Here is a 22293-nt window from a genome sequence, read left to right as displayed (position 1 = left end):
CGCCCGGGTGCGGATGCACCCGGGCGGGGGCGGCCGGTTCGACCCGGCCCGGCGCGATCAGGGCCTCGGCACCGGATCCCGCGTCAGGACTCGGCGTCAGGACTTCGGCGTCAGGACTTCGACAGGGTGAAGGAGACCGCGGCGTTGTCGCCGCTGCCGCCCTGCCAGGTGCACTTGTACCCGGCCGGCGCGTCGCAGCTGTAGCCGTTGCTGCCCCAGTACGGGTTGTTCCAGTGCACCTTGACCTGGTTCTGCTCCCCGGCCACGTTGAAGCTGACCTCACCCTCGGTGCCGGTCATCACGCCCTCGGACTCGCTCGCCCACTTCGCGGTGACACCGGGCTGGACCATCGACGGCGGCATCATGTTGTCGGACCAGATCCCCCACTGCAGGCTCGCGCCGGAGCGGGTGAGCAGCTTCCCCGAGTTGTTGGTCAGGTTGATGCTCGTGCTCCGGGAGGCGCTGGTCAGGCTGGGCATCTCCGCGGCGGCGGCCTTGGCCCGGCTGCGCCCGATGCTGAAGGTGACCGCGGTGTTGTCCCCGCTGCCGCCGCTCCGGGAACAGGTGTACCCGTCCGGAACGGAGCAGCTGTAGTCGTTGCTGCCCCAGTACGGGTTGTTCCAGTGCAGCTTGACCTCGCCGCCGTTGTCGAGCGTGTAGGTGATGTTGCCCTCGGTCCCGGTCGCGAACCCGCAGGACTCGCTCTGCCAGCTGGAGGACTTCGTGTTGGGGATGTAATCGGACGGCAGCATGTCGTTCGTCCAGCAGCCGTGGTCGAGCTTGTCCCACGTCTTGGTCAGGCCGGACCCGCTGCCGTTGGAGAGCGTGACCTTCGTGGAACGGTCCGCGGCGACCAGCGGCACGTTCGCCGCCGCGCTCTCGGCGGCCGGGCGCTGCGCCGCCGAGGCCTGCGGCCCGTCCTGTCCGGCCGCGGCCTGCGCGGACGGGGCGAGGGCGACCGCTCCGGCCGCCATCAGCACGGCGGTGAGGGCGCCCGCGGCCGTGCGGCCCAGACCGGTCATGGAGGTCGTACGCTGCATGGGTCTACCAACTCTCTTCTCGGCTGGACGAGCGGACACGCGTCACGCTCGCCTTGGTCCCGTCCGGAGGGGGGCGCCGCGGCTGGGTGCCGGCGCCGGGTGACTCACTGGCTGTGGAGACTCACTGGATGTAGAGCTCCCAGGTCTCCACGCCGTTGTCCCAGATCTTCTCGATCCTCATCGCGATGGCGCTCCCGAGGCCGTACAGCACCCAGTACGCGGCCTCGGCGGCGAACTGGGAGTTGTACCGGCCGACCCAGTGCCAGATGTCGAGCGCCTGCGCCGACGCGCCTTCCTGGACGGCGGGCGCCGCGACGGGCGCCGGCGCGGCGTGCGCCGGGGCGGGGGAGGCCGCGGCGGCGTAGGCCTGGGCGGTACCGCCGACGAGAACCGCGGCCGCGAGAGCCGCGCTGAGCGAGGCCGCTCCGATTCGCCTGTTCATGACAAGTGTCCCTTCTGGGCGTTCCACGTGAACAGCCGGTCACCCGGGGCCGATCGGTCCCGCCCCGACCCGGCTGCGGGGTGCGGTGGCAGTCACAGATTGGCATCCGACCGCCACGCTCGGGCATCGTGGAAAACCGCGAACTTGGCACGGTGGGCGTCCGGCCGAAGGCCCCCGAGCGGCGCCGCGACGGCGCGCTCGGGGGCCGGTACGCACCCGCGACGGGGTCAACTCACCGCCGCGGCCGCCAGTTCGGCCGCGGCGTCGGCGCAGCCCCAGCTGAGCGTGACGCCGGCGCCCCCGTGGCCGTAGTTGTGGACGGTCCGGCCGTCCGGCTCCGCCTCGAGGCGGGGACCGCCGTGGCGGGCGGGCCGCAGACCGACGACGTGGCCGAGGACGCGGGCCTCGCGCAGTGCGGGGATCCGGGCCGTGCAGCGGGCGAGGATGGCCTCGGCGGTGGCCGGATCGGCGACGGTGTTCCAGTCGTCCGGCTCGAAGGTGCCGCCGAGGACGACGTCGGTGCTGCGGGGGTGGATGTACGTGTAGCCGGCCGGGTCGTCCTGGATCCGGGTCGAGGTGGGCAGGCCGGGGTTGCGGACGAGGACGAGCTGGCCCCGGATCGGGTGCACGGCCGGGTCGTCGCAGAGCTGCCGGGCGCCGATCCCGGTGGCGTTGACGACCACGGGCGCCCAGGCGCGGGCCTGGTCGAGGGTGTCGAGGCGGCGGTGGACGATCCCGCCGCCGTTGTCGACGAACCGGCCGAGCAGCCAGGGCAGGTAGAGCGGCATCTCGACGGCGGGCGCGGTGAACGACCAGCCGTCCGCGCAGTCCGCTCCGCGTTCGGCGGCCGTCAGCCGGCGCAGGTCGGGGACGGCGTCGCCCCACCAGGGCTGGCCTGCCGACTGCCGCTCGTGCTCCAGCATGCGGGTGCTGCGCATCGAGACGCCGGGCACGCCCTCCTCGGCCTGGCGGGCGAACTCCGCGAAGGCCGTCGCGGACCAGTCCGCCACCCGGCCGCCGGTGCCGGTGGCGACCGGGAACCAGACGGCGGCGGCCACCGCCGAGGTCGTCGACAGCAGCCCGTCGGCCGTCACCACGACGACCCGAAGTCCCTTCTCCTGCAGGCGTATCGCCGTGGTGAGCCCGATGATCCCGCTCCCGACCACGACGACGTCCATCACGCCGTCCACCGTGCCGCCCGTCGCACCGTCCGTCGTGCCGTCCATCGCGAACCCCTCCCTCGAAGGCCGCCCGCCGGGTGCCGGCGGCCCTCACCAGGAAAGCGGCTCGCGCCGGAAGCCGTCCAAGACCGGTTCTGTCCGGAAGCGATAAGCCGCCCTTATCATCGCCGGATGGATCTGCGGATGGATCTGCGGCGCATGCGCTACTTCTCGGTGCTGGCGGAGGAGTTGAACTTCACCCGGGCCGCCCGCCGACTGCACGTGGCGCAGCCGGCACTGAGCCAGCAGGTCAAGGCGCTGGAGCGGCAGCTGGGCGTGGAGCTGGTCGAGCGCACCACCAAGGGCTGCGCGCTGACCCCGGTCGGGCGCGCGGTCGCCGAGGAGGCCCGGCGGGTGCTGCGGGAGGTGGCGGCGGCCGAGGAGCGGGTCGCGGCGGTGGTCCAGGGGCGGGAGGGGCGGCTGCGGGTGGCGTACACCCGCTCCGCCCGGGGCGGGGTCTGCGACGCCCTGGTGACGGAGTTCCGCAACCGCTACCCGCGGCTGGACGTCGCCCTGCAGACCGGCTGGACCTCGCACAACGTCGCCGAGCTGCTCGCCGGGCGGCTGGACGCGGCGTTCGTCCGGCCGCCGCTGGACGTCCCCGGGCTCGACTGCCGGATCGTCGCCGAGGAGGAGCTGCTGCTCGCCGTGCCGGCCGGCCATCCGCTCGCCCGCACCCGGGCCCGGATCGGCCGGCACCGGATCGCGGACGAGCCGGTGGTGCTCTGGCCGCGCCAGAACGGGCCCGGGATGCACGCGCTGATCACCGGGCAGCTGTGGCCGGGCCGGTCGCCGCGGATCGTGCGGGAGGAGCCGGACGACGAGCAGCTCCTGCTGGCGGTGGCGGCGGGGTACGGCATCGCGCCCATCCCCGAGGGCCGGGCCCGGGTGTTCCGGATACCCGGCGTCTGCCTGCGCCGGCTGACGGCCCCGGTGCCGACCGTCACCCTGGGGCTGGCCCACGATCCGCGGACGGCTCCCCCGGCTGTCCAGCTGCTGCTGGCGATGGCCCCGCGGCTAACGGGGTCCGCGGGCGCCTGACCGGACGCGGGAGGACGACCGGACGCGGGAGGAGGACCGGACGCGGAGAGACCGTGCCCGCCCCCGTCATGCCGCGGGGGCGGGCAGGGCCGTCGGGGGCCGGCGTCGGGGCCGGCTCAGCCGATGGTGGAGCCGGTGACCGGGGCGGAGAGCTCGACGGTCTCGCCCTTGAGCCCGGTCTTGACGAACTGCCAGCTCAGGCCGGTGATGACGCCCTTGTCCAACGGGGCCAGCTTGGCGAAGGCGGGCTGGCTGAGGTCGATGTGGGTGGAGTCGCAGGAGGGACACTGGTCCTTCACCGGGACGGTGACGGTCTTGCCCTGGTAGGTCACCTTGACCGAGATGCCCTTGCAGACCGGGTCGTTGTTCGGGTTGGCGGTGGTCCACCAGGTGTGCGAGACGGCGACCAGCATCTGGGTGGAGGCGTTGATCTGGGTGCCGCAGGCGCCGTAGCCGGCGTCGGTGTAGTAGGTGGCCTTGCCGGTCATGGGCTGGTTGATCGGTATCGCCGCGCTGGCGGAGCCGGCCGTGAGGGCGATCAGGGCGGCCGCGGCGAGCGGGGCGCCCGCGAGGATCCTGAGGTTCTTGCCGATGGCACGCATGGTTCGTTCCCTTCGGTTGCGGTGAAGGTCATGAGCATGACAGGCAGAAGTCGGCACACTCGTACGGAAGTTCACCGACCGAACGCCTTTGTGGAGGAAACGTATGCGCCTGACCGCAAGGTGGTCCAGACCTCCGCGATGTTGGCATGAACACAAGGCAAGAATCTTTACCAATGCGGCCGAAGGGGCGAAGATGCGTGACCGCCCTGCCACGGAGGGTGTTGACAGGCCGTCACCCGAGCCCCCGGAGGCCTCCTCAGATGCGCACCTCGCTCGTCGCCCTGCTCCTCGGCAGCGTCCTGCTCCCGACCACCGCCCCCGTCACCGCCGGCGCCGCGCCGCGCGAGGTGAACCAGGGCTACAGCATCCCGGTCGCCGGCGTGACCGACCTCGGCGCGCTGCCCGTCCTCGCCAGTCTCGGGCTGGACTTCGCCCGGCTGCTCGGGCAGTAACGACCGCACCGCCGTCACCGAACGTCACAGCCGCACCGGTATCCGGGCAGGCGTCGGCCCCGAGGCGGGAACCGCCCGCGCCGGCCCGGATTACTTCCGCTCCGAAAATTAGTAACCCCGCCCCCGGGCCACAAGCCCGAACGCCCGCCCGCAGCGCGCCCGCCATCCCCCCGTCATCCGCCGCAACACCCGGCAAGCGGCCGCAAGCCGCCGCAACGAAGCGGCAACGCCCTTTCCCACCAGCCAAGATGACGATTGACAGGGGCCCGGGCGGTTCAGCACGATGAGGCCCGAGCCCATCCGCAGCGACCAGGAAGGAGGGCCGATGGCCACCGTCGTCCGCCCCGTCCCCCGCCGCTGCCCGCGCCGCTGTTGTCGCGGCGCCCTCGCCCGCTGACGTCCGCCGAAGCGGACCGTCACGCCCCCGTACGCCCGCTGCCCGCCGTGCGGAGCCGTACGCCCACCGCCGCCTGACGCCGCTCCGCGCACCCGCCATTCGTCACGCTGCGTAGCCGCATTCGCCGTCACCACACCCGTCCCGAAAGGGCCCCGCCATGACCACCGCCCCCACCGCCCCCACCTCCCCCGCCGAACCGACCACCGCCGACGCCACCGCCCCGACCGCGCTCCGCCTCACTCCCGTCGCCGGCCGGATCGGCGCGCTCGTGCATGACATACGCCTCGGCGGCGACCTCCCCGCCGGGACCGTCGCCGCCCTGGAGGCCGCCCTGTACGAGCACAAGGTGCTCTTCTTCCGCGGCCAGCAGCACCTGGACGACGCCGGGCAGGAGGCCTTCGCCCGGCTGCTCGGGCAGCCGGTCGGCCACCCCACCGTGCCCAGCGCCGACGGCCGCTACATCTTCGAGCTGGACGCGACCAAGGGCGTGCGCGCCAACAACTGGCACACCGACGTCACCTTCGTCCCGTCCTACCCCAAGGCCTCGATCCTGCGCTCCCTGGAGGTCCCGCCGGCCGGCGGCAGCACCGTCTGGGCCAACACCGCGGCCGCCTACCGGGACCTGCCCGCCCCGCTGAAGACGCTCGCCGAGAGCCTGCGCGCCGTCCACACCAACGACTACGACTACGCCGCCCGGCTCGCCCTGCGCCCCGAGCTGGCGGACAACGCCGAGGTCGCCAGGCTGTTCCGGGACGTGTTCGTCTCCACCGCCTTCAGGACCGAGCACCCGGTGGTCCGGGTCCACCCGGTGACCGGTGAGAGGACCCTGCTGCTGGGCGCCTTCGCCCAGCGCGTCCAGGGCATCTCGGGCGACGACAGCAAGGCCCTGATCGACCTCTTCCAGCGCTACGTGGAGCGGTTGGAGAACACCGTCCGCTGGGACTGGCAGGTCGGCGACGTGGCGATCTGGGACAACCGCGCCACCCAGCACTACGCGGTCGCCGACTACGGCGACGAGCCGCGCCTGGTGCGCCGGATCACCCTGGACGGCGACCTGCCGGTCGGCGTGGACGGCGCCCCGAGCCGGCTGCTGGAGCCCGCCGACCCGCCGCGGGTGCCGGGCCTGGTGCCCGCCGAGGAGCTCGAAGCGGCCAACTGACCGGGGCCGCGAGGGACCACGGCAGACGATCCGCGCCGATGACCACGTCCACCGCCCCGCGCGCCGGCGACGACCGCCGGGACGCCAACGCCTCCGCCGTCCTGCGCACGGTGCTCGACCACGGGCCGATCGCCCGCAGCCGGGTCGCCGCGCTCACCGGGCTCAGCGCCTCGGCCGTCTCCCGGCAGGCGGTGGACCTGGTCCGGCTCGGACTCCTGCACGAGCGGCCCGAGTTGGCGGCCGCCGGCACCGGCACCCTGGGCCGCCCCCAGCTGCCACTCGACCTCGACCCGGACCGCCTCGCCGTGGCCGGGCTGCACATCGGCCTGCCGTTCACCACCGTCGCGCTGCTCGACCTGCGCGGCCGGGTGCTACGGCGCAAGGAGGTCCCGCACCGCGGCCGGACCGGCCCGGACCTGCTGCGCCCGCTGCTGGCCCGGCTGCCCCGGCTGATCGACACCCTGCGCGGCGACCGTACGGTGGTCGGCCTCGGCGCCGTCACCGGCGGCTCCGTCGACCCGGCGGCCGGGGTGGTCGTCCGGCACGATCCGCTGCGGTGGCGGGACCTGCCGCTGCGCGAGCTGCTGACGGCCGCCACCGGACTGCCCGTCCAGGTGGACAACCACGCCCGGGCGCTCACCCTGGCGGAGATCCTCTTCGGCCACCCGGCCGCCCGCCGCAGCATGGTGCAGCTGTTCGTCGGCCACGTGGTGGACGCGGCGCTGGCGGTCGCGGGCACCGTCCACCTGGGCCCGCCCTCGGCCACCGGCGACCTCGGCCACCTCCCGGTCTCCGGGACGGTCACCGACCCGGACGCGGACAGCCGGGAGCGCTGCCACTGCGGGCGGCTCGGCTGTCTCTCGGTGGCCGCCTCGGACACCGCGCTGTTCGCGGCGGCCGCCGCCGAGGGGGTCACCGCCGGGCCGGACCGGGCCCAGCTGATCGCCGCCGTCCGGCGCGGCGACCCGACGGCCGGCCGGCTGGTCCGCAACCGGGCCCGGATCGTCGGCCGCGCGCTCGCCCTGCTCGCCGACGTGGTCAACCCCGACCTGGTGGTGCTGACCGAGACCTTCGCCCTCCTCGACCCGGCCCATCTCGACGTCGTCCGGGCCGAGTTCGCGCTCCGCTCGCACCTGCACCGGGACGCCGGCCTGCTGATCGCCCAGCCGCGCGGCCGGGACGTGCTCGCCGTGGCCGCCGGAGCGCCGGTGCTCGGCGAGCTGTACGCCCGGCCGGTCCACGCGCTCACCGCACCCCGCGCCACCCACCGTCCCTAACCGCCCCGATCACCCGCAGCCGCCCCCGAAGGACCGCCATGACCGCGCTCCCCCGTCCCCCAGCCCCGAGCCGCCGCACCCTGCTGCGCGCGGGCCTCGCCGGCGCCGGACTGCTGACGCTCGCGGGCTGCCGCTCGGCCGTCGAGCACGCCCGGAACGCGGCCGGTGCCGTGGACGCCGACTCCCCGCGCCGGGGCGGCGTGCTGACCGTCGCGACCGGCATCGACATCACCCCGAGCCTGCTCTTCGCCGTGAGCGCCAACACCCTCGTCCAGCGCCTCGCCTTCAACACCCTCACCCGGTACGACGACCGGCTCCGGCCGCAGCCCGAGCTCGCCACCGCCTGGGAGGTCTCGCCGGACGGCCTGAACGTGACCCTCAGGCTGCGCGAGGACGTGCTGTTCCACAGCGGCCGCCCGTTCACCGCCGACGACGTCGTCTTCGCCGTCCGGAACCTCCAGAACCCGGCCCGCTCCGCCCAGTTGAGGTCCACCGCCGCCGCCGTCACCGACTTCCGCAAGAACGGCGACTTCGAGCTGACCCTGGTGCTCGCCCACCCGGTGAGCAACCTCTTCGACCTCTTCGAATTCATGATCGTCCCGGATCGGGAGAGCATCGAGGACGCCGTCACCGGCACCCGGCTGGTCGGCACCGGCCCGTTCGCCCTCACCGGGCGCAAGCCCGGCTCCTCGCTCTCCTTCGCCCGCAACGAGCAGTACTGGAACCCCGGCCGCCCCCACCTCGACGGCGTGGAGATCCGGATCATCCCGCAGGCGGAGTCGCTGCTGTCCTCGCTCAGGACCGGCCAGACCCACCTGTCCTACAACGTCCGCGGCAAGGACGCCGCGACCCTGGTCGACGACCCGCGGTTCCGGATCAGGCAGTACGACACCGGCTCCGGCGCCCACTACATCGGCGTGGACGTCACCGCCGAGCACGTCCGGGACAAGCGCGTCCGCCAGGCCATCGCCTGGGCGGTCGACCGCGACCGGCTCGTCCAGCAGGCCCTCGGCGGCTACGGCACCGTCTCCTCGGTGCCCTGGCCCAAGTCCTCCCCGGCCTACACCGAGGCCGGCGCCACCCACTACCGGCACGACCCGGAGCGGGCCCGGGCGCTGCTCCGGGAGGCGGGCGCCGAGCACATCACCCTGCCCTTCGCCCACTCCAACGAGGCCGGGCCGACGGCCATCGCGCAGATCCTCCAGTACGACCTCCGGCAGGTCGGCATCGAGACGGTGCTCCAGCCCGCCGACTCCCCGACCATGCAGAAGCAGCTGATCTCCCAGTCCATGCCCGCCCTGTGGACGCTCAGCCACGGCTTCGCCCAACTCCAGCCCGCGACCCTCGCGGTGAGCGCCTACCCCTTCAACGAGGCCAGGAACAGCTCCCGCTTCGCCTCCCCCGCCTACACCGACGTGGTGCAGCGCGCCTGGAACCGCAGCGACAGCGACAGCCCCGAGGCCAGGGCGCTCCACCAGCAGATCACCGATGTGCTGCTGGACGAGGAGTTCGTGATCGACCTCGCCATCGCCGGACTGGTCGAGGTCGCGGGCCGCCGGGCCCGGGGCGTCACGCTCAACAAGTTCGGCTACCTCAACCTCGACGACGCCTACCTCACGGCCTGAGCAGGACGGCCCGGAACCCCATGCGCACCTTCCTCCTGAAACGCCTCCCCAGCGGACTGCTCGTCCTCGCCCTCGCCTCCTTCCTGGTCTTCCTCATCCTCCGGCTGATCCCCGGCGACCCGGCCACCACGCTCGCCGGGCCGGACGCCTCCCCCGCCACCGTCGCCGCCATCCGCGGTCGACTCGGGCTCGACCAGCCGCTGTTCGGCCAGTACGCCAGCTGGCTCGGCCACCTGCTGAGCGGCGACCTCGGGCCGAGCTACGCGATCGGCGGCCAGGTCTCCGACCTGATCGGCAACGGCCTCGGCGCCACCGTCCAACTCACCCTCGGCGCCCTGCTGCTGGTGGTCCTGATCGCGCTGCCGCTGGGCGTGGTCGGTACCACCACCCGGCGCGGCCCGGTCGCCGCCGCCGTCCAGGCGGTCACCACCGGTGTGCTGGCGGTCCCGCCGTTCGTCACCGGCGTGCTGCTGGTCCTGCTGTTCGCCGTCTCCTTCGAACTGCTCCCGGCCGGCGGGCACGAGTCCCTGCTCGCCGAACCGGACCTGGCCGTGCAGTACCTGGCGATGCCCGCCCTCTGCCTGGCCCTGCCCAGCGCCGCCGTGCTGGCCCGCTACCTCAAGGACGGCATCGAACGCGCCCTCGCCGAGGACTACGTCCGCACCGCGACCGCGCTCGGCGTCTCCCGGCGGCGGATCGTCTGGCGGCACGCCCTGCCCAACGCGCTGCCCTCCGCCGTCACCGTCCTCGGCCTCCAGACCGGCCACCTCGTCGCCGGGGCCGTCCTGGTGGAGCGGATCTTCGCCTGGCCGGGCCTCGGCCAGCTGATCGAGCAGGGCGTGCTGCGCCGGGACTACCCGCTGGTGCAGGACCTGCTGCTGCTCGTGGTCGCGGTCTACGTGGCCGTCCAACTGCTCACCGACCTGGCCTACACCTGGCTCGACCCCCGGATCCGCTGGGAGTGACCCGATGACCACCGCCGCCCTTCCCCTCAAGTCCGCAGCACCGCGCGGCCGTTACCGCGCCGCCCTGCTCAGCCCGCGCGGCCTGACCGGCCTCGTCCTGGTCGGCGCCGTCGCCCTGGCCGGGCTGCTCGCACCGCTGCTCACCGGCACCGACCCGAACGCCCAGAGCACGCTCGCCCTGGCCGGCCCCGGCGCCGCGCACCCCTTCGGCACCGACGACCTCGGCCGCGACCTGTACAGCCGGGTGCTGCACGGCATCGGCACCGACCTCGCGCTGATCGTCACCGCCGTCCCGGTCGGCGCCCTGCTCGGCTGCTCCGCCGCCCTGCTCGCGGCCACCTCCCGGTGGTCCGACCTCGCCGTCCAGCGCGCCTTCGACCTGCTGCTCGCCTTCCCCGGGCTCATCCTCGCCCTGGCCGTCACCGCCGTCCTCGGCCCGGGCCGCTGGCCGGTGGTGATCGTCATCGCGCTGGCCGAGATCCCCGGCTACGGACGGCAGTTGCGGGCCGGCATCCTCGTCCAGCGGGAGCGCGAGTACGCCCTGGCGGCCCGGGTCGGCGGCGCCTCCCGGGCCCGGGTGCTGCTGCGGCACGTACTGCCCAACGCCGTCGACCCGCTGATCGTGCAGACCGCCGTGGCACTCTCGCTCGGCGTGTTCATCGAGGGCGCGATGAGCTTCCTCGGCCTCGGGGTCCGCCCGCCGGAGCCCACCCTGGGCAGCATCCTCAGCCAGTCCGTCGCCTACCTGGCCACCCACCCGACCTTCGCGGCCGCCCCGCTGGCCGCCACCACCGCGCTGGTGCTCGGCTTCACGCTGATCGCCGAGGCCCTGAACCGGGGGATCCGCCGATGACCACCGTGCTCCGCGTCACCGACCTCACCGTACGCTTCGGCGATTCCGACCCCCAAGGCACCACGGCCGTCGACGGCGTCTCCTTCGACCTCGGAGCGGGCGACACCCTGGGTATCGTCGGCGAGTCCGGCTCCGGCAAGTCCACCACCGCGCTGGCGCTGCTGCGGATGCTGCCGCCCGGCGGCCGGATCACCGCCGGCTCGGTCCACCTCGCCGGGCAGGACCTCGCCGCCCTCCCCGAGACCGCGCTGCGCGCCCTGCGCGGGCGGCGGATCGCCATGGTCTTCCAGGACCCGATGTCCTCGCTCAACCCCGTGCTCACCGTCGGCCGCCAGCTGGACGAGGCGCTGCGCGCCCACGGCGGCACCCGGCGGAAGGCCGAACGGCGGGCCCGGGCCGCCGAGTTGCTCGACCTGGTCGGCATCCCCGATGCCGCCGGCCGACTGCGCGACCACCCGCACCGGTTCTCCGGCGGCCAGCGCCAGCGCATCATGATCGCCCTCGCACTCGCCCACGACGCCGAGGTGCTGGTCGCCGACGAGCCGACCACCGCCCTCGACCCCACCGTCCAGCAGCAGATCCTGCGGCTGCTGACCCGGATCAACCGGGAGACCGGCACCGCCCTGGTGGTGATCAGCCACGACCTCGGGGTGATCGCCCGGACCTGCCGCCGGCTGCTGGTCATGCGGCACGGCCGGGTGGTCGAAAGCGGCGCCACCGCCGAGGTCCTCGCCCGGCCCGAACACCCGTACACCCTGGAGCTGTTGGCCGCCGTACCGCGCCTGGAGGAGCCCTCCCGGGCGGCCGCCAACAGCACCCCGGGCACCCGGCCGCTGCTCACCGTCCGCGGCCTGACCAAGACGTACGGATCCCGGCGGCGCGCCGTCACCGCGCTGCACGGCGTCGACCTCGACCTGCACCCCGGCGAGACCCTGGGCCTGGTCGGGGAGTCCGGCTCCGGCAAGTCCACCCTGGCCCGGGCGCTGGCCCAGGCGCACCCGCCGTCCGGCGGCAGCATCCGCTTCCGCGGCGAGGAACTCGGCCGCGGGGCACGGCGCGACGGGCCGCACCGCGAGGTCCAACTCGTCTTCCAGGACCCGTACTCCTCGCTCAACCCCCGGATGACCGCCGGGCAGATCATCGCCGAACCGCTGATCGCCCACCGCCTCGGCGACCGGGAGCAGCGCGCCGCCCGGGTCGCCGAACTGCTGGAGCAGGTCGGGCTGGACCCGGCCGTGGCCGACCGCCACCCGCGCGCCTTCTCCGGCGGCCAGCGCCAACGCATCGGCATCGCCCGGGCCCTGGCGCCCGAACCGAGCGTGCTGGTCTGCGACGAGCCGGTCTCCGCGCTGGACGTCTCGGTCCAGGCCCAGGTGATCGAGCTGCTCGCCCGGCTCCAGCGCGAACTCGGCCTGGCCGTCCTGTTCATCGCCCACGACCTGGCGGTGGTCCGCCGGGTCAGCCACCGGATCGCGGTGATGCACCGCGGCCGGATCGTCGAGACCGGCCCGGCCGACCGGGTCGTCACCGCGCCCGAACACCCCTACACCGCCGAGCTGTTGGCCGCCGTGCCGGGCCTGGAGCCCGCTCCGGCCGCCAGCCGCTGAGCCGCCGCCCACTGAGCCGGCGCCCGCTGAGCCGCCGCCCGCCCGAGCCACCCCCGGAGCACCGTATGAGCACCCCGCCCGACCCGCACCTCCGGCCGACGCCGCAGCCCGACCCGCACCGCCGCGACCCGTACGCGGGCTTCCCCGGCACCGTCGGCCGCACCTTCGCCGAGTCCGTCCCCGCCTGGCCGCGGCGGGTCCGCCCGCGCGAGGGCGCGCCCAACATCGTCGTCGTGCTGATCGACGACATGGGCTACAGCGACATCGGCCCGTTCGGCGCCGAGATCCCCACCCCCACCCTGGACCGCCTCGCCGCCACCGGCGTCCGGCTCGCCAACTACCACACCATGCCGCTCTGCTCCCCCGCCCGGGCGGCCCTGCTCACCGGCCTCAACCCGCACCGGGTCGGCTACTCCTTCGTCGCCAACGCCGACCCGGGCTTCCCCGGCTACGGCATGGAGGTCGCCGGGGACATCCCCACCCTGGCCGAACTGCTGCACGACGCCGGCTACGCCACCTACGCGGTCGGCAAGTGGCACCTCACCCGGGACTCCGCCTCCAACGCCGCCGACGACCGCGCCAACTGGCCGCTCCAGAAGGGCTTCGACCAGTACTACGGCGTCCTGGAGGGCCTGACCAGCCTCTTCCACCCGCACCAACTCGTCCGCGACAACAGCCCGCTGGACATCGACGAGTTCCCCGACGGCTACTACTACACCGACGACATCACCGACCAGGCCGTCAAGATGGTCACCTCGCTGCGCGCCCACGACGCCGACAAGCCGTTCTTCCTCTACCTCGCCCACAACGCCGTGCACGGCCCGCTCCAGGCCAAGCCCGAGGACCTCGCCCGACACCGCGGCCGCTACGACGGCGGCTGGGACGAGCTGCGCCGCACCCGCTTCGCCCGCCAGCTGGCCGCCGGCCACTTCCCGCCCGGCACCGAGCTGCCCGAGCGCAACTCCGAGGCCGGGTACGAGGTCGGCCCGTGGGACGAACTCACCGACGTCCAGCAGAAGTTGTACGCCCGCTACATGGAGGTGTACGCGGCGATGGTCGACAACGTCGACCAGAACCTCGGCCGGCTCACCGACACCCTGGCCGCCCTCGGCGAACTCGACAACACCATCATCGTGTTCACCAGCGACAACGGCGGCACCGGCGAGGGCGGCGCCGAGGGCACCCGCAGCTACTTCAGCCGCTTCGTCCACCACCCGGACCTGCCGGCGGACTGGAACCCGGACGTCCGGCGCGAGATCGACCTGATCGGCGGCCCTCGGAGCCTGGTGCACTACCCGCGCGGCTGGGGCATGGCCTCCAACACCCCCTTCCGCCTCTACAAGGGCCAGACCTACGCGGGCGGCGTCCGCGTCCCCTTCGTGCTCTCCTGGCCGGCCGGCCTGCCCCGCGCCGAGGGCGACACCGGCGTCCGCACCCAGTACCAGTACGTCACCGACATCCTGCCCACCCTGCTCGAACTCGCGGGCGTGGAACGGCCGTCGGAGCGCCGGGGCCACCCCGTCCAGGAGCTCGACGGCACCGGCTTCACCTCCGTGCTGCGCGACGGCGCCGCGCCCGGTACCCACCACGAGCAGTACTGCGAGATGACCGGCAACCGCAGCTACTACCGCGACGGCTGGAAGCTGGTCACCCTGCACCGCCCGGGCACCCCGTACGACGACGGCGAATGGGCGCTGTACGACCTGCGCACCGACCCCACCGAGATCCACGACCTCGCCGCCGAACACCCCGACCTCGTCAAGGAGTTGTCCGCCGCCTGGGAGGCCGCCGCCTGGCGCGACGGGGTCTTCCCGCTCGCCGACGGCAGCGGCGCCCTCGCCCTGCGCGGCCCCGAGGCCGAGCGGCTGCGCCGCCCCGTCACCCTGCTGGCCGGCACCCCCGAACTGGAGCGCTACCGCTCCTCCCGGCTGATCGCCTTCCGCTCCTTCACCGTCGAGGCCGCGCTCGACGGCTACCGGCCGGGCGACCAGGGCGTCCTGGTCTCGCACGGCGACCAGGGCGGCGGCTACAGCCTCTACGTCGAGGAGGGCCGGCTGCGCCTCGCCTACAACCAGTACGGCGACCTGCTGGAGGCCGACGGAGGCCCGCTGCCGGCCGGCGCCCGGCTGATCACCCTGGAGGCCACCGCCGTCGCCGACCTCAGATGGGAGTTCCGGCTGCTCGTGGACGGCCTGCCGGTGCGCGGCACCGGGGACGGCGCCGCGGCCCGGGCGGAGCCCACCCTGCTCGGCCCGGTCCACCAGCTGATCGGCATGGCCCCGTTCCAGGGCATCAGCGTCGGCATCGACCGCAAGTCCCCGGTCTCCTGGCCGCTGTACGAGCGGCACCGCTCCTTCCGCTACACCGGCGCCCTGCACTCCGTCACCTACCGGCCCGGCGAGCCCGCGCCGTACGACCCGGAGACGGTGGCCCGGGCGCTGCGCGAGGCGGCGGCCGCCTTCGAGTAGCCGGGCCCAAACCGGCCCCGGACCAGCCGCGGACCGGCCGGTCCGCGCCAGTCGGGCCGGGCCGGTCGGCCATGATCCCCGATCACCCGCCAAGATCCCCCCACCCGGGTTACCCTCGTCCCGCGCGGCAGCCCGGCCGCGCGGCCGACCGAGGGGGGAACGGATGATCGGGGACCTGCTGCCGGACGTCGTGGTGACCGAGGTGGCCTACGAGGACCCGCCGGAGGCCCGGCTGGAGCCCGAGGAGGAGCCCGCCGTCGCCCGCGCCGTCGACAAGCGGCGCCGCGAGTTCACCACCGTCCGGCACTGCGCCCGGGCCGCCCTCGCCCGGCTCGGCGTCCCGTACCGCCCGCTCGTCCCGGGCCTGCGCGGCGCGCCGAGCTGGCCGGACGGCGTGGTCGGCAGCCTCACCCACTGCGACGGCTTCCGCGCGGCGGCCGTGGCCCGGGCCGGCACCCTCGCCTCCGTCGGCATCGACGCCGAGCCCGCGCTGCCGCTGCCGGAGGGCGTCCAGGAGGCCGTCGCGCTGCCGGTCGAGCAGCAGCGGCTCGCCAAGCTGGCCGCCGAGCACCCGGACGTCCCGTGGGACCGCATCCTGTTCAGCGCCAAGGAGTCGGTGTACAAGGCCTGGTTCCCGCTGACGCAGGTCTTCCTGGACTTCGAGGAGGCCGAGCTGGACCTCTCCCCCGACGGCACCTTCACCGCCCGGCTGCTCGTCCCGGGCCCGGTGGTCAACGGCCGCCGGCTCGACGGCTTCGACGGCCGCTGGGCGGTCCGGGACGGGCTGCTCGCCACCGCGATCGCCGTCGCCCCCTGACCGGCGACCAGGCCCCGGGCCGTCACCGGCCAGCCCCCGGACCGTCACCGACCGGCCCTCGACCGGGGCGGCATATCCTCGACCCCGTGACGGTGACCTATGTGATCGACGGCAACGAGATCAAGACCCTGGAGGACTTCTGGGACGTGGTCGGGCGGACCATCGGCGTGGACGGCTACTTCGGCCGCAACCTCGACGCCTTCGCCGACTGCCTGCGCGGCGGCTACGGCACCCCCGAGGACGGCGACTGGGTCATCGAGTGGCGCCACCACGAGGTCTCCCGCCGCAACCTCGGCTACCCGGAGACGGTCCGGCAGCTGGAGCTGCGGCTGGCGCGCGCCCACCCGACCAACCGCGCGCGGATCACCTCCCAGCTGGACGCCGCCCGGGCGGGCAGGGGGCCGACGGTCTTCGACTGGCTGGTCCGGATCATCGAGGAGGAGCACCCGGGCGGCCTGCGCCTGGCCTGACCGCCCTTCACCCCGCCTGACCGCCCCTGGGCCCCGTCGCGGGGGTGTGCCCCGCTACAGCACGTCCGAGAGCCGGACGAAGCGCCGCCCCGCCGCCAGCAGCCCCGGCACCGCCGCCGCCACCCCGGGGGCGGTGCCGCCGCCTGGGCGGTTCATGTGCCCGATCACGATCGCGCCGGGCGGGGCGGAGGCGACCTCCCGCCGCACCTCGGCGGACCGGAGCGTCGCCCCGTCGTCCCCGTTGACGGTGAATCCGGCCACCCGCTGGCCCAGGTCGGCGACCACCCGGGTGGCGACGTCGTCGTAGTGCGCGGTGCCGGAGCGGAAGAACCGGGGCGGGTGCCCGAGCAGCCCGGTGAGCTTCTCGGCGTTGCCCGCCACCTCGTCGTACACCTCGCCGACGCCGCGCGTGCCGGCGATGCCGTAGGCGGAGCGGCCGGTCACCGAGAGCGGACGGTGGACGGTGCCGTGGTTGCCGATCTCGAACAGCGGGTCGGCGGCGAGCTGCTCGAACTCGTCCGGGTTGGCGTCGATCCAGCGGGCGTTCAGGAAGAGCGTGGCCGGCACCCCGTGCGCCCGCAGGGCGTCGATCAGGTCGGCGTCGTAGCCGCTGCCGCCGGGGCCGCCGCAGGCGTCGAAGGTGAGCGCCATGGCGCTCTCGCCCTCCGGCAGCTCGGTGATCACCCCGGACACGTCCAGCCCCCACTCGGCCGGGGCCAGCGCGCCGTACCGCTCGACCACCTCGGCCCGGGTCGCCGGGTGCGGGGGCTGCTTCGCGGGGTCCGGCGCGGGCGTCGATTCCGGGGCGGGTGTCGGCGCGGGTGTCGGCGCGACGGCCTCGGTGGGCCCGCCGGACGGCGTCGCGAGCGGTTCGGCGGACGGTTCGGTGGATGGTGGCGCCGAGGCCGGGGGCGAGGCCGGACCGGTGCCCGCCGCCCTGCTCCGGCACCCCGCCAGCGCTCCTCCGGCCACCCCCATGAGCAGTGCCCGCCGACTCACCGACACGCCCGTCTCCCATCCGCGCCATGTCTCGCACACGCCATGCCTCATATAACCCGATGGCATGTAAACCAATGACATGACAATGAACCGACCATTCGTCACTCCCCGCAACTCGCCCCCGCCCCCGCCCGGCGCCTCTTCACCGACCCGCCCCGCCGCCGTGGGCCACGACTCACCCCCGGTTCACCCGCCCGGGTAAGCCCGCGAGCGACCCGCCCGCCCCGATCCGGAGACCTCGATGCCGACCGAGCCCAGCACCCCGCGCCCGAACCGACCCGCCGACCAACCGGCCGACCAGCCGACCCACCCGCCGACTCCGCAGCCCGCCCGCCGCGACCTGCTCCGCACCGGCCTCGCCACCGGCGCCGCCACCGCGCTCGGCCTCGCCGCCGCCACCGGCCGGGCGGACGCCGCCCCCTCCGACGGCCCCGCCGCCGCCCCCGGCGCCACACCCCCCGACCGCACCCTCACCCTCACCGGCCACCTGCCCACCGGCTCCCCCGACTTCGTCTACCTCCCGGTCGAGGTCCCGGAGGGCGTCCGCGAGATCGCCGTCTCCTACGGCTATGACAAGCCGCCCGTCCCGGCCGGCACCCCCGGCAACTCCTGCGACATCGGCATCTTCGACGAGCGCGGCACCGACCTCGGCGGCCCCGGCTTCCGCGGCTGGTCCGGCGGCTTCCGCACCGAGTTCAGCCTCTCCCGCGCCGCCGCGACCCCCGGCTACCTCCCCGGCCCGGTCAACCCCGGCACCTGGCACGTGGTCCTCGGCCCCTACCAGGTCGCCCCACAGGGCCTGGAGTACCACGTCGAGGTCACCCTCCGCTTCGGCGCCCCCGGGCCGCGGTTCACCCCGCACTACCCGGCGGAGCAGGCCCGCGGCCGCGGCCGCGCCTGGTACCGGGGCGACTGCCACCTGCACACCGTCCACTCCGACGGGCGGCGCAAGCCCGAGGAGGTGGCCGCCGGGGCCCGCGCGGCCGGCCTGGACTTCATCGTCTCCACCGACCACAACACCAGCTCCTCGCACGCCGCCTGGGGCCCGCTGGCCGGCCCCGACCTGCTGATCCTGCCGGGCGAGGAGATCACCACCCGCAACGGCCACTGGCTGGCCCTCGGCCTGGAGCCCGGCCAGTTCGTCGACTGGCGCTACCGCTCCCGCGACGAGGAGTTCCCGCGCTTCGTCCGCCAGGTCCACCGGTCCGGCGGCCTGGTGGTGCCCGCGCACCCGTACTGCCCGTACGTCGCCTGCCAGTGGAAGTTCGGCTACGAGCAGGCCGATGGCGTCGAGGTGTGGAACGGCCCCTGGACGTACGACGACGAGTCGGCGGTGGACACCTGGGACGGCCGGCTCGCCGTCGCCCTGCGCGAGGGCCGCTCCTGGCTGCCCGCCCTGGGCAACAGCGACGCGCACAGCGAGCCGCAGGCCATCGGCTCCCCGCACAACGTCGTCCTGGCCGAGGACCTCACCCGGGACGCGATCCTCGACGGGCTGCGCGCCGGGCGCAGCTGGCTGGCCGAGTCCTCCGCCGTCACGCTGGACCTCACCGTCACCGGGCACGGCCGCCGGGCGGGCATCGGCGAGGAGCTGACCGTCCCGGCCGACGCCCCGCTGGACGTCCGGCTCACCGTCTCCGGCGTGCCCGGCGGGACGGTCCGCCTGCTCACCGACGAGGGCCAGATGCACCAGGAGTCGCTGCCCGCCGACGGCTCCGGCACCGTGATCTGGCGCACCACCGCCTCGCTCGCCGCCTACGTCCGGGCCGAGGTGCGCCACCCGAAGGCGGACGGCACCCCCGGCAGGGGCAACTCGATGGGCCCGGACCTGCCCTGGGGCCCGATGGCGGCGCTCACCAACCCGATCGTGCTGCGCACCGAAGCGGGCTGACCACCCCGGCCGGCCCCGCCGACCGACCACTCCGACCCGCCCAGGAAGCGGGCTGGGGACGACTCGGACCACCCGTTTGGACTAGGTTGATCCCCGAAACGCATCAGTCGTAGGGACGAGGCGGTCGGATGTCCGGATATGGGCCGACCAGCCCCTTCGCACTCCGACCGCCCCGCCCCGGCTACCCGACCGTCCCCGGCCCGCGAAGGGATCAGCAGCTGTGAACCGTACGACCGTAGGTGGGCCGGAGCTCGGGGGCGGCGGGGGCGCCGGGGGCGTCCTCGTCCTCGTCGACCCGGCCGGGGCCGGGAACAGCCCGGTCGCGGAGCTGCTCGCCCGGGAACTGAACCCGAGCGTCCACCTGCGGACGGACGACTTCCTGCGGGTCATACGCAGCGGCCAGCTCCCGCCCCACCTGCCCGAGGCCGGCCGCCAGAACGCCACCGCCCTCGCGGCCGCCGCCCAGGCCGCCTTCGCCTACGCCACCCGCGGCTACCAGGTCGTGGTGGAGGCCCCCGCCGCCCCGGCCGCCCTCGACACCTTCCGCCGCGAGAGCCGCGCCACCGGCGCCGCCCTCCACTACGTCGTCCTCCACCCCGGCCCGGCGCCCGAGGACACCGTCCACACCGCCCACACCCTCGACACCGCGGCGCTCACCCCCGAGGCCGCCACCGGCTCCGTCCTCACCGCCCTCACCCGGCGCACCCACCTGCTCGGCTGGTAGCCCGGTAGCTCCCCTCGGCGCTCAGGCGCCCACCGTGCCGTCGATCGCCTCCCGCAGGAAGTCCGCGTGCCCGTTGTGCCGGGCGTACTCGTGGATCAGGTGGAGCATCACCAGCCGCAGCGACACCTCGGCGTCCCACCGGGCCTGGTAGCCGGTGACGTCGAGGGAGTCGGCGGCGAGCTCGATCCGGCGGGAGTGCTCGACCTCGGCCTGCCACGCGGCGAAGGCCTCGGCGCGGGTGGCACCGGCGGGGTCGTAGGCGGCCTGGTAGTCGCCGTCCTCGGACCAGACCAGCGGCAGCTCCTCACCGTCGATCACCCGGCGGAACCAGACCCGCTCGACCTCCGCCATGTGCCGGACCAGCCCGAGCAGGCTGAGCGTGGACGGCGGGCTGGAGCGCAGCCGCAGCTGCTCGTCGGTCAGGCCCTCGCACTTCAGAGCCAGGGTCGCCCGGTGGAAGTCGAGGAAGCCGCGCAGCATCTCGCGCTCGCCGCCGGTCAGCGGCGGGGCGGGGCGGTCGTCGGGGACGGTCACGGTGGTCGGTCTCCTCGCGGTGGTCGGACTCCCGGCGGACTGTAGCGAACCGCCCGGCCGGTCCGAAACGCCTTTTCTCCCGGCCGCCCGCCTGGCTGGCTGGCTTCCCGGCTTCGCCATCCGCTGTCACATCCGGGCGCCCTCCGGTGTCTTCATGTCCGGCAACCCGCCGAACCACCGAACCCGGAGGACACCATGGCACTGCGACTGCCGAAGGCCCAGCTGCCCGCCGAGCTGAGCGAGAACATGATCAGGACGTTCGGGACCACCCTCGAACCCGTCGAGGCCGTCTGGCACAACCCCGCCGTCGCCACCGCGAACCTGGACTTCTCCCGCGGGATCGCCGAGTGGGACGCGCTCGACGAGGGCCTCAAGTCCTTCGCGCACATGGCGGTGGCCGCCCAGGTCGGCTGCGGCTGGTGCCTGGACGTCGGCTACTTCCAGGCCCGGAACCAGGGCCTGGACCCGGCCAAGGCGAGCCAGGTGCCGAACTGGCGGGCGGCGGAGGTGTTCACGGCGCTGGAGCGCGAGGTGATGGCGTACGCCGAGGCCATGACCGTGACCCCGCCAGCCGTCACCGACGAGCAGTACGAGCACCTGCTGGGCGAGCTCGGCCCGGCGGCCATGGTCGAACTCACCGCCTACGTCGCCTTCGTCAACATGGCCACCAGGAACAACACCGCGAACGGCGTCCGGTCGCAGGGCTTCTCCGACTCCTGCGGGATCCCGCTGGCCCGGCCCACCGTCACCGCCGACGACGCCGACACCGCCGCTGACGTGCCGGCCGGAGTGAAGCCGGCATGACCGAGGACCCCTTCGTCGCCCACCGCAGCCTGCTCTTCACCGTCGCCTACGAGCTGCTCGGCTCCGCCGCCGACGCCGAGGACGTACTGCAGGAGTCCTGGCTGCGGTGGGCCGGGGTCGACCGCGCCCAGGTGCACGACCCGCGCTCGTACCTCATCAGGATCGTCACCCGCCAGGGCCTCAACCGGCTGCGGACGCTCACCCGCCGGCGCGAGCAGTACGTCGGCGAGTGGCTGCCGGAGCCGCTGCTCACCAGCCCCGACGTCGCCGAGGACGTCGAACTCGCGGAGAGCGTCTCGTTCGCGATGCTGACCGTGCTGGAGACGCTCGGGCCGACCGAGCGGGCCGTGTTCGTGCTGCGCGAGGTCTTCGAGCTGCCCTACGAGGAGATCGCCGAGGCCCTCGGCAAGACCCCGCCCACCGTCCGGCAGATCGCCCGGCGCGCCCGCGCGCACGTGGCGGCCCGCCGGCCCCGGGTACGGGTCAGCCGCTCCGAGCAACAACGGGTGGTGGAACGGTTCCTGGCGACCCTGCGCACCGGGCGGCTGCAGGACCTGATGGAGGTGCTGGCACCGGACGTCGTCCTGATCGCCGACGGCGGCGGGATCGCGGCCGCCGTACCGGCCCCCGTGCACGGGGCCGAGGCCGTGGCCGCGCTGCTCGCGCGCACCGGGCGGCTGCCGGTCCCGTTCGACACCACCGCGGTGTGGCTCAACGGCGCCCCGGCCGGCCGGATCGACATCGGCGGCGAACCCTCGGTGGTGAGCCTCGCGGTGGAGAACGGCCGGGTCACCCGGGTCTACATCGTGCGCAACCCGCGGAAACTGACCCGCCTCGACACACCGGCCGACCTCACCCGGTAGCCTCTCCCCGTTCGCGTGGTGGTGCTCCGAGCCCGCTCGGAGC

Annotated in this window: 21 protein-coding genes; 15 read left to right on the top strand and 6 right to left on the bottom strand. The window is 74.4% G+C overall.

Annotated features, from left to right (window positions below; genetic code table 11):
• Positions 1–110: 110 nt before the first annotated feature.
• The 3 genes from ACFRQN_RS29575 to ACFRQN_RS29565 form a co-directional block, all read right to left on the bottom strand.
• Entirely contained in the window at positions 111–1040 is a 930-nt protein-coding gene (locus ACFRQN_RS29575) for an aegerolysin family protein (protein WP_074005251.1), read from the bottom strand.
• 121 nt (positions 1041–1161) lie between these two features.
• On the bottom strand, positions 1162–1482 hold the full coding sequence (locus tag ACFRQN_RS29570) for a hypothetical protein (protein WP_117486900.1): 321 nt from the start codon (positions 1480–1482) through the stop codon (positions 1162–1164).
• 227 nt (positions 1483–1709) lie between these two features.
• Positions 1710–2708, bottom strand: a complete 999-nt coding sequence (locus ACFRQN_RS29565) for an FAD-dependent oxidoreductase (protein WP_380743274.1) — start codon at positions 2706–2708, stop codon at positions 1710–1712.
• Positions 2709–2834: 126 nt separating this feature from the next.
• Here ACFRQN_RS29565 and ACFRQN_RS29560 point away from each other — a divergent pair, with 126 nt between their 5' ends.
• Positions 2835–3743: a LysR family transcriptional regulator gene (locus tag ACFRQN_RS29560; protein ID WP_380743272.1), complete on the top strand. Its 909-nt coding sequence runs from the start codon at positions 2835–2837 to the stop codon at positions 3741–3743.
• Between the two features lie 116 nt (positions 3744–3859).
• Here the strand turns inward: ACFRQN_RS29560 and ACFRQN_RS29555 are convergent, their stop codons facing one another.
• Positions 3860–4345 (bottom strand): cysteine/serine endopeptidase inhibitor, encoded by a 486-nt coding sequence (locus ACFRQN_RS29555; RefSeq protein ID WP_049656984.1) that lies wholly within the window; start codon positions 4343–4345, stop codon positions 3860–3862.
• 260 nt (positions 4346–4605) lie between these two features.
• Between ACFRQN_RS29555 and ACFRQN_RS29550 the strand changes: the two genes are divergently transcribed.
• From ACFRQN_RS29550 to ACFRQN_RS29505, 10 genes are all read left to right on the top strand, one after another.
• Positions 4606–4797 carry a hypothetical protein gene (locus ACFRQN_RS29550; protein WP_049656983.1) on the top strand — a complete coding sequence of 64 codons (192 nt, stop codon included), beginning with the start codon at positions 4606–4608 and terminating at the stop codon, positions 4795–4797.
• A gap of 554 nt (positions 4798–5351) precedes the next feature.
• Positions 5352–6353: a TauD/TfdA dioxygenase family protein gene (locus tag ACFRQN_RS29545; protein ID WP_380743270.1), complete on the top strand. Its 1002-nt coding sequence runs from the start codon at positions 5352–5354 to the stop codon at positions 6351–6353.
• Between the two features lie 38 nt (positions 6354–6391).
• Positions 6392–7630: an ROK family protein gene (locus ACFRQN_RS29540; RefSeq protein WP_380743268.1), complete on the top strand. Its 1239-nt coding sequence runs from the start codon at positions 6392–6394 to the stop codon at positions 7628–7630.
• Positions 7631–7668: 38 nt separating this feature from the next.
• Positions 7669–9255, top strand: coding sequence for an ABC transporter substrate-binding protein (locus tag ACFRQN_RS29535; protein ID WP_380743266.1), 1587 nt, complete (start codon positions 7669–7671; stop codon positions 9253–9255).
• Between the two features lie 20 nt (positions 9256–9275).
• Entirely contained in the window at positions 9276–10220 is a 945-nt protein-coding gene (locus ACFRQN_RS29530; RefSeq protein WP_380743264.1) for an ABC transporter permease, read from the top strand.
• Positions 10221–10224: 4 nt separating this feature from the next.
• Positions 10225–11073: an ABC transporter permease gene (locus tag ACFRQN_RS29525; RefSeq protein ID WP_380743262.1), complete on the top strand. Its 849-nt coding sequence runs from the start codon at positions 10225–10227 to the stop codon at positions 11071–11073.
• The gene (locus ACFRQN_RS29520) at positions 11070–12680 is read left to right on the top strand and encodes a dipeptide ABC transporter ATP-binding protein (protein ID WP_380743260.1); all 1611 of its coding nucleotides are present in this window, start codon (positions 11070–11072) and stop codon (positions 12678–12680) included. Before ACFRQN_RS29525 ends, ACFRQN_RS29520 begins: the two co-directional genes overlap by 4 nt.
• Positions 12681–12745: 65 nt before the next feature.
• The gene (locus tag ACFRQN_RS29515; RefSeq protein ID WP_380743258.1) at positions 12746–15148 is read left to right on the top strand and encodes an arylsulfatase; all 2403 of its coding nucleotides are present in this window, start codon (positions 12746–12748) and stop codon (positions 15146–15148) included.
• Between the two features lie 163 nt (positions 15149–15311).
• Positions 15312–15965 carry a 4'-phosphopantetheinyl transferase gene (locus ACFRQN_RS29510; protein WP_074005241.1) on the top strand — a complete coding sequence of 218 codons (654 nt, stop codon included), beginning with the start codon at positions 15312–15314 and terminating at the stop codon, positions 15963–15965.
• A gap of 86 nt (positions 15966–16051) precedes the next feature.
• Positions 16052–16435 (top strand): barstar family protein, encoded by a 384-nt coding sequence (locus ACFRQN_RS29505; protein ID WP_380743256.1) that lies wholly within the window; start codon positions 16052–16054, stop codon positions 16433–16435.
• 54 nt (positions 16436–16489) lie between these two features.
• Here ACFRQN_RS29505 and ACFRQN_RS29500 read toward each other — a convergent pair whose 3' ends face one another.
• Positions 16490–17440 carry a polysaccharide deacetylase family protein gene (locus ACFRQN_RS29500; RefSeq protein WP_380743254.1) on the bottom strand — a complete coding sequence of 317 codons (951 nt, stop codon included), beginning with the start codon at positions 17438–17440 and terminating at the stop codon, positions 16490–16492.
• Positions 17441–17675: 235 nt separating this feature from the next.
• On the opposite strand from ACFRQN_RS29500, the gene ACFRQN_RS29495 reads away from it, so the two are divergent.
• Together ACFRQN_RS29495 and ACFRQN_RS29490 are read left to right on the top strand one after the other, a co-directional pair.
• Positions 17676–19325, top strand: coding sequence for a CehA/McbA family metallohydrolase (locus ACFRQN_RS29495; protein ID WP_380743252.1), 1650 nt, complete (start codon positions 17676–17678; stop codon positions 19323–19325).
• A gap of 220 nt (positions 19326–19545) precedes the next feature.
• Positions 19546–20049, top strand: a complete 504-nt coding sequence (locus ACFRQN_RS29490; protein WP_049652015.1) for a hypothetical protein — start codon at positions 19546–19548, stop codon at positions 20047–20049.
• Positions 20050–20070: 21 nt separating this feature from the next.
• Here ACFRQN_RS29490 and ACFRQN_RS29485 read toward each other — a convergent pair whose 3' ends face one another.
• Positions 20071–20529 carry a DinB family protein gene (locus ACFRQN_RS29485; RefSeq protein ID WP_375877064.1) on the bottom strand — a complete coding sequence of 153 codons (459 nt, stop codon included), beginning with the start codon at positions 20527–20529 and terminating at the stop codon, positions 20071–20073.
• Positions 20530–20778: 249 nt separating this feature from the next.
• On the opposite strand from ACFRQN_RS29485, the gene ACFRQN_RS29480 reads away from it, so the two are divergent.
• Both ACFRQN_RS29480 and ACFRQN_RS29475 read left to right on the top strand, forming a co-directional pair.
• The gene (locus tag ACFRQN_RS29480; protein WP_380743250.1) at positions 20779–21387 is read left to right on the top strand and encodes a carboxymuconolactone decarboxylase family protein; all 609 of its coding nucleotides are present in this window, start codon (positions 20779–20781) and stop codon (positions 21385–21387) included.
• Complete coding sequence (locus ACFRQN_RS29475) at positions 21384–22250, top strand: RNA polymerase sigma-70 factor (protein WP_117486913.1); 867 nt, start codon at positions 21384–21386, stop codon at positions 22248–22250. Before ACFRQN_RS29480 ends, ACFRQN_RS29475 begins: the two co-directional genes overlap by 4 nt.
• Positions 22251–22293 lie beyond the last annotated feature (43 nt).

The organism is Kitasatospora sp. NPDC056800 (assembly GCF_042789775.1).
Taxonomy (GTDB): Bacteria; Actinomycetota; Actinomycetes; order Streptomycetales; family Streptomycetaceae; genus Kitasatospora.
This window is presented reverse-complemented; position numbering and strand designations above follow the sequence as displayed.